Source organism: Flavobacterium sp. (assembly GCF_027484205.1).
GTDB lineage: Bacteria > Bacteroidota > Bacteroidia > Flavobacteriales > Flavobacteriaceae > Flavobacterium.
The window spans coordinates 37,525-52,469 of the sequence record NZ_JAIXUB010000015.1; the positions used below are offsets into that span (position 1 = coordinate 37,525).

At 29.8% G+C, this 14,945-nt stretch carries 15 protein-coding genes and 1 tRNA gene; 4 read left to right on the forward strand and 12 right to left on the reverse strand.

Annotated features, from left to right (window positions below):
* Positions 1-65: 65 nt before the first annotated feature.
* Complete coding sequence (ybeY, locus tag Q0049_RS06135; protein ID WP_298117683.1) at positions 66-485, reverse strand: rRNA maturation RNase YbeY; 420 nt, start codon at positions 483-485, stop codon at positions 66-68.
* On the reverse strand, positions 478-3,876 hold the full coding sequence (locus tag Q0049_RS06140; RefSeq protein ID WP_298117685.1) for a DUF4175 family protein: 3,399 nt from the start codon (positions 3,874-3,876) through the stop codon (positions 478-480). The genes ybeY and Q0049_RS06140 overlap by 8 nt, the downstream gene beginning before the upstream one ends.
* A 213-nt stretch (positions 3,877-4,089) precedes the next feature.
* On the opposite strand from Q0049_RS06140, the gene gltX reads away from it, so the two are divergent.
* Positions 4,090-5,604, forward strand: a complete 1,515-nt coding sequence (gene gltX, locus Q0049_RS06145) for a glutamate--tRNA ligase (protein WP_298117687.1) — start codon at positions 4,090-4,092, stop codon at positions 5,602-5,604.
* Positions 5,605-5,645: 41 nt separating this feature from the next.
* On the opposite strand, the gene Q0049_RS06150 is transcribed toward gltX, so the two are convergent.
* From Q0049_RS06150 to Q0049_RS06165, 4 genes are all read right to left on the reverse strand, one after another.
* On the reverse strand, positions 5,646-6,338 hold the full coding sequence (locus tag Q0049_RS06150; protein ID WP_298117689.1) for an outer membrane beta-barrel protein: 693 nt from the start codon (positions 6,336-6,338) through the stop codon (positions 5,646-5,648).
* 10 nt (positions 6,339-6,348) lie between these two features.
* Complete coding sequence (locus tag Q0049_RS06155) at positions 6,349-6,930, reverse strand: hypothetical protein (protein ID WP_298117691.1); 582 nt, start codon at positions 6,928-6,930, stop codon at positions 6,349-6,351.
* Complete coding sequence (locus Q0049_RS06160; RefSeq protein ID WP_298117693.1) at positions 6,930-7,646, reverse strand: hypothetical protein; 717 nt, start codon at positions 7,644-7,646, stop codon at positions 6,930-6,932. Before Q0049_RS06160 ends, Q0049_RS06155 begins: the two co-directional genes overlap by 1 nt.
* Before the next feature lie 83 nt (positions 7,647-7,729).
* On the reverse strand, positions 7,730-8,389 hold the full coding sequence (locus Q0049_RS06165; RefSeq protein ID WP_298117695.1) for a PorT family protein: 660 nt from the start codon (positions 8,387-8,389) through the stop codon (positions 7,730-7,732).
* A 75-nt stretch (positions 8,390-8,464) separates the two neighbouring features.
* On the opposite strand from Q0049_RS06165, the gene Q0049_RS06170 reads away from it, so the two are divergent.
* Positions 8,465-9,451 (forward strand): SPFH domain-containing protein, encoded by a 987-nt coding sequence (locus Q0049_RS06170; protein ID WP_298117697.1) that lies wholly within the window; start codon positions 8,465-8,467, stop codon positions 9,449-9,451.
* 48 nt (positions 9,452-9,499) lie between these two features.
* On the opposite strand, the gene Q0049_RS06175 is transcribed toward Q0049_RS06170, so the two are convergent.
* The 4 genes from Q0049_RS06175 to Q0049_RS06190 all read right to left on the reverse strand — a co-directional run bounded on the left by Q0049_RS06175 (position 9,500) and on the right by Q0049_RS06190 (position 12,400).
* Positions 9,500-9,754: a DUF6327 family protein gene (locus Q0049_RS06175; protein WP_298117699.1), complete on the reverse strand. Its 255-nt coding sequence runs from the start codon at positions 9,752-9,754 to the stop codon at positions 9,500-9,502.
* Positions 9,755-9,757: 3 nt separating this feature from the next.
* Entirely contained in the window at positions 9,758-10,108 is a 351-nt protein-coding gene (locus tag Q0049_RS06180; RefSeq protein ID WP_298117701.1) for a competence protein, read from the reverse strand.
* Entirely contained in the window at positions 10,108-10,437 is a 330-nt protein-coding gene (locus Q0049_RS06185; RefSeq protein WP_298117703.1) for a YtxH domain-containing protein, read from the reverse strand. The genes Q0049_RS06180 and Q0049_RS06185 overlap by 1 nt, the downstream gene beginning before the upstream one ends.
* Positions 10,438-10,714: 277 nt before the next feature.
* Positions 10,715-12,400, reverse strand: coding sequence for a glutamine--tRNA ligase/YqeY domain fusion protein (locus tag Q0049_RS06190; RefSeq protein ID WP_298117706.1), 1,686 nt, complete (start codon positions 12,398-12,400; stop codon positions 10,715-10,717).
* Positions 12,401-12,516: 116 nt separating this feature from the next.
* On the opposite strand from Q0049_RS06190, the gene folB reads away from it, so the two are divergent.
* Both folB and Q0049_RS06200 read left to right on the forward strand, forming a co-directional pair.
* Positions 12,517-12,876 carry a dihydroneopterin aldolase gene (gene folB / locus Q0049_RS06195; protein WP_298117708.1) on the forward strand — a complete coding sequence of 120 codons (360 nt, stop codon included), beginning with the start codon at positions 12,517-12,519 and terminating at the stop codon, positions 12,874-12,876.
* 105 nt (positions 12,877-12,981) lie between these two features.
* Positions 12,982-13,052 (forward strand) — tRNA-Cys (locus Q0049_RS06200).
* Positions 13,053-13,526: 474 nt separating this feature from the next.
* Here Q0049_RS06200 and Q0049_RS06205 read toward each other — a convergent pair.
* Both Q0049_RS06205 and Q0049_RS06210 read right to left on the reverse strand, forming a co-directional pair.
* A complete protein-coding gene (locus tag Q0049_RS06205) occupies positions 13,527-14,177 on the reverse strand; it encodes a GldM family protein (RefSeq protein ID WP_298117710.1) in 651 nt (216 codons plus the stop codon).
* Positions 14,161-14,868 (reverse strand): LysE family transporter, encoded by a 708-nt coding sequence (locus Q0049_RS06210; protein WP_298117712.1) that lies wholly within the window; start codon positions 14,866-14,868, stop codon positions 14,161-14,163. The genes Q0049_RS06205 and Q0049_RS06210 overlap by 17 nt, the downstream gene beginning before the upstream one ends.
* Between the last annotated feature and the right edge of the window lie 77 nt (positions 14,869-14,945).

A 14,945-nucleotide genomic window follows, 5' to 3' on the forward strand; every position in this document is an offset into this window, starting at 1 on the left:
AAAATCAAAATTGATTTATGATAATGTTCCACGTGGAACTATTATTTGTAATTTGAAAAAGTTGCTTAATGTTCCACGTGAAACATCTTGATTTTTTCATCTTCTTTTTGACGCATCAATTGCTCGTCTTCAATTGATTTATCTTTATATCCACAGTAATGTAAAACACCATGAATGATAACTCTTTTAAGTTCATCTTCAAATGTGGTATTAAAATCATTGGCATTTTCGCGAACCCTATCAATAGAAACGAAAACATCACCGTGTAATTCGTTTCCTACGGAATAATCAAAGCTAATAATATCAGTATAATAATCGTGTTGTAGATATTGCTTGTTAATTTCAAGTATATATTCATCATCACAAAAGATATAATTTATATCACCTTCTTTCTTGCTTTCAGATAAAATTACATTGGAAATCCAAGAAGAAAATTGTTCTTCATTTGGTAACTCAAAATCTGTTTCGTAATTAAAACTAATCATTCTTTTTAAAATATTCTTGAACCTTTTGATTAAAATTCGAGCGCAAAGGTAAGGTTTGTCTATTTAAAATTTCAACACTATTTAAATATTCTTGCAAACGTGTTGGAAGTGTATTAGATGTGTTGATATAATCTTTCTTATTGGTTTCAGCTTGACGCTTTTGCTCTTGACCTTGTTCTTGAGTAGCTTTTTCAAGTTTTAGCATTTCATATTTAAGGTTCAACATCTTTTGCAAAACCTCATTATTAAAACCTTTATTCAATAATTGCTTTTCAATTTGTTTCATTTGATCAATAGCGTTTTGACCTGCGCCACCAAGACCTTTTTTATTTAGTTCGTTTTGCAAAGCTTCACGAAGCTGTTGTTGCTCTTTATAAATTTCCATAATTTTTTCTGCATCGCCTTCACCATCTTCATCATTCTCACCATTATTGTTTCCTTGAGAGTTTCCATTTCCTCCAGAACCTTGACCCGTTTTTCCATCCTTACCTTTACCATCCTTTCCTTCTTTTCCTTTGCCCTCTTTTCCACCTTCCTTTTCGCCGTCTTTACCACTTTGTCCATCACCAGGTTTTTGTCCTGGTTTCATTCCTTTCTTCATTTTTTCACCAAGACCTTCTTGCTTCTTAATAATATCTGGCAATTGCATTCCTGAACCTTGACCTGGTGATGGCTTTCCTTTTCCTGATCCAGACATAGGCATTGACATCGACATTTGCATGGAATTCATAATTGAAGCAAGCATGTCAGCAAGTTTATTAGCAGACGAAACGGCAAATTGTTGGTGAGAAACGCCTTTTACAACATTTGCTTCAGCTAAAGTTTCTAAAGCTTTATCAACATTATATTGAACATTACCTACTTCTTTAGTTACATCTTCTGCGATTTTTGGATTACGTAAAGACATTGCGAAAAGACTATCATCAACATGCTTGAACTGTTGTTTTAAATTTTGTTGAATTTTAAGGTTTTTATTAAAAGATGGAGAACCTCTTTTTAAACCTTTAAATTCCTTCATTACGTCCTCTTGTGAAAAAGAATAAGCTAAAAGATTGTCTAATATCTGACGTAACATTGCCACATCTTCCTCCATTTGTTCTTGCTCGCCAGCTTCCATGCTTTCTTGCATATCTTGACTCATTTGCTTCATTTTCTTTGAAGCACTTTTTTGTTTTGGTTTTGCACCAGCTTTTGATTGCTTCTTCAATTCATCAGAAGCTTTATTCAAATCTTCATCAATACTTTTCTCTTTTGGAGCAGTTTCAGGTAAGTCAACTGGAGATTTTAACTCTTCATTGTCTTTCTTTAAATCTTGTAATTCTTTTTGAATTTCGTCAAACTCCTTATTAATTTCTTCTTGTTTTTCTGTAGAATTTTCCTTTTCATTTTCAGATAATTTATCTTGTTTCTCAGCTAATTTTTCTAATTTATCAGCAATTTGTTCAGCTTTCTTTTCTACATAATACTTTTTAGTAAGCTCTACTAATTGTTCTAAACTTTTAGTTTGATTTTTACTTTGCTGTTTAAGCTTATCCATTTTTTCGAACAATTCTTCCTTTTGAATTTTATCGTTCAACTCTTTTAATTCATCAAGAAGTTTTTTATTTTTTTCGAAATCTTTATCAACCTTTTCAAGACGTTCTTTCAATAATTCTTTCATTTCGTCCTTCTTGTCCGTCTTCACTTTATCAAGATTATCTTTCATTTTTTCGGCAAATTCCTTCATCATTTCATCTTGTTGCTTTTGACGTTTAATGAAATCATTTACCTTTTGTTGCTCTTTAAATTCAAGATTATCTTTCTCCTTACCCATTTTTTGAAGCTTATCCATTTCATTAAATTGCTTCTCTTGTGTTTTGAGTGATTTTTCTAGTGAATTGATGTTATCGTTTTGTTGTTCAAGCAATTGATCTTCTTTTTCAACATCGGTTGCTTCTCTATGAGAAAAAACAGAAGATTTAGTACTTTTATAATTATGAATAGCATCATTGTCAAAAATTTCAAAATAATATTCGTAAGATACGCCTTGTTGAATTGGTAAATTGCTTGGAAAAGCGAATACAAATTGGTCATAAACATCACGCTTAACATTAATTGTTCCACGTTTAGCGTTAGAAGGATTATCTTTTGGATAGTAAATAATTTGAAGCTTAGAAAGCCCATAATCATCTGAAACTTGTCCTAAAACATAGTTTTTAGCAATCTTTAAACTATCTGGAGCATTTCCAACAGCAATTGTTGGATATTGATCTTTGATAACCGAAATTTGATAGTTTAATTTTTCGTAATTCTGAACCTTATTATTTGATGTAATAATTTGGTAATCTGTATTTTGAACAATACTTTTAGATAATAAAAATTGATTTTCGTTTTTAGAAAAAGAAAACTTAGAATTAGCGCCAACCCAATCCACTTTTTGAGTTGCCAAAGTATTCATACGCCAAGTTATTCTTGTTCCTTCTGGAATAACTGCATTTCCTGTACCCTTAATCACTTCAGATTTTTTATTCAAATAACTTGGGAAGTTTAAAACCATTTCAAAGTTAGCAATCGATGGAACGGTTACTACTTTAAGTTCATAAACAGCAGATGAAACCTCATTTGCTTCTATGTGAAACTCAATATTCTGTTTAGGTTTTGGTATCACAAATTGAAATTCTCCAGGTTTACTGCTTTCCATAAAATAACTTTCGTCATCTATAAAAATCATCGCGTTTTCAGGAACAATTTTACCATTCGTTTTAACTTTCAAAACGAAATCTTTGTTCTGTTCTGTTTGTAAATTTTTATTTAATATTTGAAATTCAAATGGTGCTGGTGGCAAAAATTGTTGCTTATAATTTACCACACGATTAAAACTTTGAGAAATAATATCGCTTTGTCCTGATATCATAAAAAATAAAAAGAACAAAATTGGTATAATCGCTAAAGGCAAATATTTTTTATTCGTTCCGAAGTTGATGGCGTTACCAAAAGGAATAGGTTGCAATGTATTTGCTTTTTGTTCAATAGAAGCAACTAACAACTCTGATTTATTTTTATCTTGAGACAATTGTAAAAAATTAGTAAGCTTGTCGCCCACTTCACTAAAATGATTTCCAATAATTTTTGAAGCATCATCATAGTTAATTCCTTTTTGAAGTTTGAATAGTTTAAATAGAGGAAATAAAATAAATCGCAATAGCAGGAAAAGTTCCACTACGATAAATGTCCAAAATAAAATGGTTCTAGCTGTAGGTTTTAACCAAAGGAAATACTCAACAAAAAGCGTAAAAAGAAAATAAAGCAACCCAATTCCAACGAAGAAAATGGTTCCACGAAGTAGTTCGTTTGTGTAAAACTTCTTAATAAACTGTTCGAGTTTATCGAATATAATGTTTTGATGTTCCAAAATTGTTGATACTATGTTTATAACCGATAAAAATACAAATTTATACTTAGGATAAAAGTTAAATCTTTCTAAAACACAAAAAGCAATGTCAATAACAATTTCAAAAGTCAACAATGAGAGTAACCACTTTACGATTTTGAAATTGATTTTTGAAATTGAAATTGATTTTTGAAATTGTATCTTTGCATATTGAATTAATTTTATACAAAAAAAATGTCTAAACAAGTTCGTGTGCGTTTTGCACCAAGTCCAACTGGACCATTGCATATTGGTGGTGTAAGAACCGCTTTATTTAATTATTTATTTGCAAAAAAACATGGTGGTGTTTTCTATTTGCGAATTGAAGATACCGACCAAAATCGGTTTGTTCCTGGAGCAGAAGAATACATTATGGAAGCTTTAGAATGGTTAGGAATTGCTCCAAGTGAAACCATTGGGAAGAACGAAAAATTTGGACCTTATCGTCAATCGGAAAGAAAAGATTTATATAAACAATATGCTGATCAATTAATTGAGTCAGGAAATGCTTATTACGCTTTTGATTCTGCAGAAAGTTTAGATTCTTTGAGAAAACAATATGAATCAGAAGGAAAAACTTTTATTTATAACTGGTCTATTCGTGAAAAATTAGATACTTCTTTAGTAATTTCAAAAGAAGAAACAGATAAAAGAATTGCATCTGGTGCTGATTATGTTATCCGATTTAAAACTCCTGTAAATGAAACGTTGCATTTGAATGACATCATTCGTGGAGACATTAAATTTGAAACTAATTTATTAGACGATAAGGTTTTATTCAAATCGGATGGAATGCCGACTTATCATTTAGCGAATATTGTTGATGATCATTTAATGGAAACTTCTCACGTTATTCGTGGTGAAGAATGGTTGCCAAGTATGCCTTTACACGTTTTATTGTACAAAGCATTTGGTTGGGAAGCACCAGAATTTGCGCATTTACCGTTGATATTAAAACCAATTGGAAACGGAAAATTATCAAAACGTGATGGAGATAAAATGGGATTTCCAGTATTTCCATTAGAATGGAAAAGCGAAGAAGGAATTTCATCTGGTTACAGAGAGAAAGGTTTCTTTCCTGAAGCTGTAATTAACTTTTTGGCTCTTTTAGGATGGAATGATGGAACCAATCAAGAGTTATTTTCATTAGAAGAATTGTGTGAAAAATTTGATTTGAACAGAGTTCATAAAGCTGGTGCTAAATTTGATCCTGAAAAAAATAAATGGTTTAATCATCAATATTTACAAAAACAAAGCGATGAAAGTTTGGCGAAAGCCTTTGCTCCTATTTTGGCAGAAAAAGGCATTTCTTCCGAAGTTTCGGGAGCGCTCAATGTGACAAAAATAACATCGTTGATTAAAGAACGCGCTAATTTCGTATCCGATTTCTGGGAATTATCAGATTATTTCTTTGTTGCTCCAACATCTTACGATGAAAAAGCAGCTAAAAATTGGAAAGAAGAAACACCAAATTTAATGCAACAGTTGATTTCTATATTAGAGAATATTGGCGATTTCACATCCGTAAATATTGAAACGATTGTAAAAGATTGGATGACTAAAAACGAAATTGGAATGGGTAAAGTAATGCAACCTTTTAGATTGAGTTTGGTCGGTGCTTTAAAAGGACCACATCTTTTTGATATTGTAGAATTGATTGGAAAAGAAGAAACCATCAAACGATTAGAAAAAGCGATTGCTAGTTTATAGAAAAAAGTCCCGATTGATTCGGGACTTTTTTTTATAATTTATCAATTATTTGTACTTGTCAAAAGCATATAACTCACACCAAAAGTTAAGCTACTCGTTTTTCCAGAAAGTGTTGGACCAGTATAGATATTATTCTCGTCATAACTATTTGTTTTAAATTCTGCAAGCATGTTTGGCAAACCCATACTATATCTGATGTCAAATCTAAATTTGTTATAACCGCCAGTTAATCCAGCTCCAAAACCATAATTTATCTTTGCAAAATTATCAAATTCACCACTTTTGATTAAATAGGGTAAATAATTTTGTCCATTTTGATCTTCATTATTTGAGGATAATTTATTTCCAAATGAAGCAAAAATACCTGCTTGTGGACCAAAAAAGAATTTGCCTTCATCTGGCTTAATGATGTAATAATTCAAATAAAAACCTAATTCAGTTGTTGCATATTTTAAATCTGCTTCTCTAACTTGAGAAAAAGAATTGTCAACATATTTAGCACCCATAGTATTATTTTTATAAAGTAACTCTACTTGATAATTATAAGACTCATGATAACCAAAGTTAAAATTAGTTCCTACAAAAAAACCAGGCTTTGATTCGGATAAAAAATCAGAAGATTTTAAACTAGTTTGACTATATCCAGCTGCTAGATAAAATCCTCTTGGTGCTTGACTATAAGTATAAAAACTAGTTAATATTATGCTCAAAAAAAGTAAAATTTGTTTTTTCATTTTAGTAGTATTATTTACAGTTTATATATTCTGTATTATTAAATATGGAGAGTATTTGATCGTTTACTTTAACTGAATCAAGCAAATCCATTAATTTGACACAATCAGAAAAATGCTTTTTAATTAATGCATAAACTGATGCTTTTAGCTCAACTTGTTTTTTGTCAGAATAAAGGAAATTAAATGATTCAATTATGTTTTCCTCTTTATCAATAACATACATTTCATATTGACCACTTGAGTATGACATTCTGCCACTAGGTGAAGATGATGTTACAGTAATACATCTAGCAATTAAAGTTTTTTCATTATTTTCACCTAAAACAAAATAAACCTGTGATTTTTTAGATTTATTTAAATTAATTGATTTTAATAATTTTCCGTTAACATTAGCATAATCTAAATCATCAAACTTTATATATTTTTCCCAAGTTTTACCAACTAACGAATATGAAATTCTTTTATCAATTAAAATAACGTTAATAACATCATCTCTTACGATTGTCTTTGTTCCTTTTTTATCAACGATAAATGAGTTTTGCGAATATGCAACTACTGTAAAAAAAAGGGAAATAAATAGCAAATTTTTCATTATGGAAGAGTAATTTTAGTAAATGAATTTAATGTTATTCCAGATTGATTAAAAACAATATCACAGAATCTTGCTGTAATTTTTCCATTTTCAATTGTAATATACACATTGCCAGTATTCGCATAACTGAAACTAAGGTAATTAAGTGATACACAAACCTCGTTTGATGTCAAAAATGACGTTGGACAACTATTTGAAATTTGATAAACTCCAGGAGTTGGAATAGCATCATTAGGAAAAGTAATAGTTAAATCGGCATTTAAAGAACCTGCTCTAATCTGATATTCTCCAGTACTTGTTGATGAATAAACAGAGTTAAAATTAATACTAGTACTAGTTTGAGTAAAAGTCAAAGTGTTGTTACTTGGATCACAAGGAAAGTTTGGAGCAGTAATTTCAACTGTAGTGGAAACTTCAGTAGATTCACAAATTCCTTTTACTACTTTTACTCTATAATCACCAGACATTTCAGGCGTAACATTTTCAACTGTTGGATTTTGTAAAGTAGATTGAAAATTATTTGGTCCTGACCATAAATAACTAGCACCTTCTGCATAAATGGGAGTGTTTAATTGTAATACTGCTCCAGTTATTAGAGGAGAATTACTAGAAATTTGTGGTTCTGGTAAATAACAATTAATTGACTCACTTGATGAGCAGCCGTATAAAAATGTTAAGTAAAGAATACACAATGAAAGGCGTAATGTGTTTTTCATAATGTTTTGGTTTATAATTAAAAAATGCTAAAATAAATATATATTTTAGCATTTTCCATTTTTTATGAATATTTTCTATTTTCTTACAAATTAAAAATAATCTGTCCGCTTAAAGTTCCTATATTTCCTTTGAATTTATCGTTGTTGTTTAATAAAATTAAACTGTCTTCATTGTTTAATTTATTTAAAATATTGGTGAATCCATATTCATAAAAAACAACAGCTCTAACCACTTTACTTCCTGCAGAAAACCCAACGTAGAAATTTCCGTTAATTCTTGAAATATCAGAAATTTGTTTTGCTTGAAGCAGTGTTCCGTTAATAATGTTGTTTTTGTCTTCTTCTTTAGTCGTTAATTCAGAGTTGATTTGTAAAACCGGTCCAAAATCAAATGATACATGATCTTCAACAACATTATAACTCAACAACAAACGAACTTGTGCACCTGAAACACTAAATTGAGTATCTTTTTTAGCAAATGTTGGTGTTGTAGTTTCTAATGAAAAATTATTAATAAAAAACTGCATTCCATAAATCATACTCCAATTATTGTAATAATTTCCTCTTACAGAAAGTCCGCCTGCAAAACCAATTTCAGGTTTTGAATCGAAATTTGATGTAAATAGAGTTGATTGAGAAACTCCGGCCGACAACCCTATTCTGTTTCCATCACGATTTCTATATTGTGCAAAAATTGTTGTGGTTGAAACCAATAGCAGTAAGGTGAAAAATAATTTCTTCATTATAAAAATATTAATTTGTAACAAACATACATTATTCTCGTATAATAACTGTATTAACAAACTAAATATTATACAATGGATGTCTTTTTAATTGTTTTGGCAGTCTTCGGATTGATTATTTTATTCTCCTCTTTCTTTACTGTAAAGCAACAAACTGCGGTAGTTATTGAACGTTTTGGAAAATTTACAAGTATTAGAAACTCAGGTTTACAACTTAAAATTCCAATTATTGATAGAGTTGCTGGAAGAGTAAACTTAAGAATTCAACAACTTGATGTATTGATTGAAACTAAAACTAAAGATAACGTGTTTATCAAAATGAAAGTTTCTGTTCAATTTAAAGTAATTCAAGATAAAGTTTATGAAGCTTTTTATAAACTTGAATATCCTCACGATCAGATTACGGCTTATGTTTTTGACGTAGTTCGTGCCGAAGTTCCTAAATTAATTTTGGACGATGTTTTCGTAAGAAAAGACGATATTGCCATTGCAGTAAAACGAGAATTGAACGAAGCTATGACTACTTATGGATATGATATTATCAATACTTTAGTAACAGATATTGATCCAGATATTCAAGTTAAAAACGCGATGAACAGAATCAACGCTGCTGATAGAGAAAAAACGGCTGCTGAATTTGAATCTGAAGCACAAAGAATTAGAATTGTGGCTAAAGCAAAAGCTGAAGCAGAAAGTAAAAAACTTCAAGGTCAAGGTATTGCCGACCAAAGAAGAGAAATTGCTCGTGGACTAGTAGAAAGTGTTGAAGTACTTAATTCTGTTGGAATTAATTCGCAAGAAGCTTCTGCTTTGATTGTAGTTACACAACATTATGATACTTTACAAGCTATTGGTGCTGATACAAACTCTAATTTGATTTTGTTACCAAACTCACCACAAGCCGGAAGTGATATGTTGAACAATATGGTAGCAAGTTTTACAGCAAGTAACCAAATTGGTGAAACGATGAAAAATCAACCAAAAAGAGTAAAATCTAAAAATGATACTACTTCTACAGATTATAATCCTTCAGATACTTCTAATCCGACTGATGAAGTTTAATGAGTAATATCTTTCAAAGTTTAAGAAATTTTTTAAAAAAAAAGAGGCTTAATCGCCTCTTTTTCTGTTTATAAACCAATTAATAACATACGGAATTGCTATTTTTAAAAGTGTTCCATAAGTTCCTGAAAATACTTTTTGATATAAATTTCCAATAAAAGAAACTGATTTTGAAGGAAGAATACTTTCTTTCGTTTTATCAATACTTAAAAGCATTTTTTGATAATAAAGTTCTTTTTCTAATTTCAGAATTTCTAAATCCTGCTCAATTTCGGCATAGGACGAATATTTCTTATTTTCCATAATTTAGTCGTTAAAAAATATTTCTGAAAATTTCTCTAAAATAGGACCTTCCACAATTTTATCTTTTACTAAAAATAATAACAAAGCTAAAAATAAATAGATTCCAGCAACAGCAAGAAATCCTAAAGGATAACTATCAAATAATTGTCCTAACGCCATTGCTCCTGCTATTGAAACAAATAATAAAACAATCATCAAACACAATGCAATCAATAAAAACTTGACTAGCAAAGTAGTCGATTTCATAGCAACCTTGAAACCCCAAAGTTTGTAGTAAGCTAAACTGCTTTCTACATAAGCTTTAGCATTTTCCTGAATCGCTTCGGTATTTTCTTTTAATTCTTCAAAAGCCATTATTTCTGAAGTTTTGCGTTTTGTTTTTTTAACTCCGCTAATTTTTCTTCAAGAAAAGTAATTGCTTCCTCAGCTTTGTAACTTGAGCTAGAAAGTAAATCATCGATGGTTTCTTTCAACTCGTCTTTAGTCTTAGAAAATTTCTCTTTGGTTTCTTCTTCAAGAGCATCCCATTTTGTTTTGGCTTCTCCTTTTAAATCATCAAAACCATCTTTTAGTTTTTCCCTAGTTTTTGAACCTTTGTCAGGAGCAAATAAAATTCCTAATCCAACTCCAATTGCAGCACCAGCTAAAATTGCTAAAATGCTATTTCCATTTTTACTTGACATAACTTTAATTTTAATTATTCTAAAATTACGAAATTTTATCGAGAAACTCTGTTAAATCATAGTTAAAGGAAGAAAACTTATTTTAAAGCGTAATAATAGAAGTTATTTTTTTAAATGATAATTATATTGTCGGAATTAAAAAAATCGCTTAAAAACAAAATATGAAAGCTGTTTTTAATAGTGAATTTCTATTAAAAATAAATAATTATAGAAACTATATATAATAGAAAAACCCAACAAAAAATGTTGGGTTTTATAAGAAAAAACTATTTATTAATTATTCTTTACTTTCGACTTTTGCCCAAGTATCTCTTAAGCCAACCGTTTTATTAAAAACTAATTTTTCGGAAGAAGAATCTTTATCAACACAATAATATCCTAATCGTTGAAATTGAAATCTATCACCATCTTTTGCAGAAGCTAAACTTGGTTCAAGATATCCTGTAATTACTTCTAACGAATTTGGATTGATATATTCTTTAAAATCTACTTCTTTATCGCCATCTGGATTTTCATGTGTAAAAAGCCTATCATACAAACGAACTTCTGCTTCAATTGCGTGATTAATTGAAACCCAATGAATCGTTCCTTTTACTTTTCTTTGACTTGCCTCTGTCCCACTTCCGCTTCGTGAATCTTCATCATAAGTACAATGAATTTCAGTAATATTTCCTTCAGAATCTTTTACAACTGATTCTCCTTTAATGATATAAGCATTTTTAAGACGAACTTCTGTACCTAAAGTCAAACGGAAAAATTTCTTGTTAGCTTCCTCTTGAAAATCTTCTCTTTCGATGTATAATTCTCTAGAAAATGGTACTTGTCTAAAACCTAAACTTGCATCTTCTTGACTGTTCTCAGCTTCTAAACTTTCTTCATTTCCTTCTGGATAATTTGTAATTACCAATTTCACAGGATTCAAAACCGCCATAACTCGTGGTGCCGTTTTATTCAAATCTTCACGAACACAGAATTCTAAAAGTGAAACATCAATTAAATTAGTTCGCTTTGCAATTCCTATTGTATTAGCAAAATTTCTTATTGATGCAGGTGTATAACCACGTCTTCTCATTCCGGAAATAGTACTCATTCTTGGATCATCCCAAGCGGTAACATGCTCTTCTTTAACTAATTGCAATAATTTTCTTTTAGAAACTACAGTATGTGAAAGATTTCTACGAGCAAACTCTCTTTGTTTTGGACGAACCTTAGTGCTATCATAAATTTGATCTAAAAACCAATCGTATAATTCTCTATGAGGCAAAAATTCAAGTGTACAAAACGAATGCGAAATTTGTTCTAAATAGTCACTTTCACCATGAGCCCAATCGTACATTGGATAAATACACCAATCATTTCCTGTTCTATGATGGTGTTTTTTTAGAATTCGATACATAATTGGATCACGCATCAACATATTGTTAGAAGCCATGTCAATTTTAGCTCTTAAAATATGAGAACCTTCTTCAAATTCTCCATTTTTCATTCGAGTAAAAAGATCTAAATTCTCTTCAACAGAACGATTTCTATAAGGAGAATCTGTTCCTGGAGTTGTTGGAGTTCCTTTTTGTTTGGCCATTTCTTCCGAAGTTTGGCTATCTACATAGGCTTTTCCATCTTTTATAAATTGAACTGCCCAATCGTATAAATCTTGAAAATAATCAGAAGCATAACATTCATTAGCCCATTTAAATCCAAGCCATTCCACATCTTTTTTAATTGCGTCAACAAATTCCTGTTCTTCTTTAGCAGGGTTGGTATCATCAAAACGTAAATTTACAGGTGCTTGATAATCAATTCCTAAACCAAAATTTAAACAAATAGCACTAGCATGGCCAACGTGTAAATAACCATTTGGCTCAGGTGGAAAACGAAAACGAAGTTTATCTTTTGATAATCCGTTTTTTAAATCTTCTTCTATGATTTGTTCAATAAAATTCAGAGACTTTTCTTCTGTTGACATAATTATTTTGTAATTTTAGCAAAGATAAAAAAGTTTACAGTTTTCGGTTTACAGTTTACAATTTTCTTTTAGAAACTTGTTACTGAGACTGAAAACTGAGACTGAAAACTAAAAAAATGGGAACTATTAAATTACAAAATATTAGAACTTTTTCCTTTCACGGATGTCTTGAAGAAGAAGGAAAAATTGGTTCAGATTATAGAGTTGACCTCGAAATTAAGACTGATTTACGAAAATCTGCACTTACAGATGAGTTGAAAGATACGGTTGATTATGTACTTTTAAATCAAATTGTGGTAGAAGAAATGGATATTAGAGCGAAACTTTTAGAACATGTAGCGCATAGAATCATTACGAGAATCTTTAAAGAAATTCCATCAGTTTCAAGAATTTTATTGGCAGTTTCTAAACTAAATCCGCCTATTGGTGGTGATGTTGAGGCTGTTACTATAGAAATGGAAGAATATAGAAATTAGTTTTTTGGTTTCAAGTTTCGGGTTTCGAGTTATTTTAGAAACTTTTTAAACTTTAAACTTTTAAACTTTAAACTTTTTTATATATTTGCAATCCAATAAATAATTGGCGTCGTGGCCGAGCGGCTAGGCTGGGCTCTGCAAAAGCTCCTACTCCGGTTCGAATCCGGACGATGCCTCAAGAAGAGATACAGAAATGTGTCTCTTTTTTTTATATTAAATTTTTAGAAAAAATTAATTAAAGTTGTGTTCGAATCCGGACGATGACTTCATAAAACAAATATAATCGAGAGGATTTTTTTATTGTAAATTTTTAGAAAAAATTAATTAAAGTTGTGTTCGAATCCGGACGATAGTTTAATAAAACACATTCAATCGAGAGAATTTTTTTATTGTAAATTTTTAGAAAAATTGATTAAAGAATAGCAAAAGCTCCAACTCCAGTTCTCCCGAAACTTCGGGACAGACAATGCCTCAAGAAGAGATACATTTCTGTATCTCTTTTTTTGTTTTGAATTTTTAGAAAAAAATGATTAAAGTTGAATTATAAACTGGATTTTCAAAAAAAATTTGTCATTCAGAGGAACAAAGAATAACGTAAAATAATATAAGAAGTTATTGGTATTAATTCTTGTTAATAGAAATAGCAAAAACTAATAAATTTTAATTATAATTGGATTTATTTTACAAATTAATGCATTTATGTTTACTATAAATCTTATGTCGCTTATAACTATTTCGTCACCAATTTTTATTTTACTGACAATTTTTTTATAATATTCTTCTTTAATTTTATTTCCCTCTATATGAATTGAACTAGAACCAGGTATTCTTAGTTCAAAACTTTTAATTGTACATTGCAAACCAATGTGTTTATCAGGAAAACTTCCTTTTATAACAGCATTTAAGAGACTATGTTTTTGCATTCTAACTTGAAATCCATTTAGGTTATTAATGTTCATTTGAAGATTTGGAACATTTTTAATTTTGAAAAGTTGATTTTCAGAAAACTTTTTTCCGTTTTTTAAAACTCCTGAAATGTTAATAATAACTTCTGTTCCTGAAGATGGACTAATATTATAAATGTTCTTTTCTTTTTTGGAAACACCAATTCCAACTACTTCAAAACATTTTGAATTAGGAACATCAATAAAAATTTCATTTAAAAATCCTCTGTAAACTATTTTAGCTGTTTTTGGAATAACAAAGTCCTTATCTGTATGTCTAACAATCGAAATCGTATCATTTTGACCGTAAAATGAAATTGTAAAAAGAAGAAAAATTACATTAATTAAACTTTTCATTCGCAACAGGTTCTTTGATTCCGAACTTCTCTTTTATCATTTCTTTTTCTTTTGGAAAGAAACCTTGTGCCATTAAAAAACCTCCAAAAATCATTAGAATAATACTGATTACTCTTTTTATTTTGTAGATGTTATGTGGTGTCATTCTTGATTTTAGTTGTTTGGCAACCATTATTTTAATGATATCAACCGCAAAATAAGTAAGTATAATACAAGCTATAAAAAGTACAATTCTGTTGGTTTCCATGTTTAGTTTTGGACCAAAAACAATGATAATTCCCATCCAAAAAGCAAGTACTCCAATATTGATAAAATTTAATAGAAATCCTTTGAAAAATAAACCTAAGTAGTTGTTTTTTTGGATATTATCATCCTCAAGTTCATCTTCAAGTTGTTTTTTGTAATTCTTTTTTTCTTTTACATAAGAAATGATTCCGTAGGCCAACATAATAGCGCCACCAAAGATGAATAATCCTGGATCGTCTTTAAGTTTTTGAAGTATTTGATTAGTAGAAAAATAAGCAATAAGAATGAATATAAAATCAGCAAAAACTACACCTAAATCAAAAACCATTGCTGCTCTAAATCCTTTTGTAATACTGGTTTCAAGAAGGACAAAAAAAACTGGACCAACAGTAAATGCAAGTAAAATTCCCCAAGGTAAGGCAGATAGAATATCGTTAAAAAGCAAGTGACTAGTAATTAGTAATTAGTAAATAGAAATTTGAATATTTAACAAAAATAAAAAAACTAATCACTAATCACTAA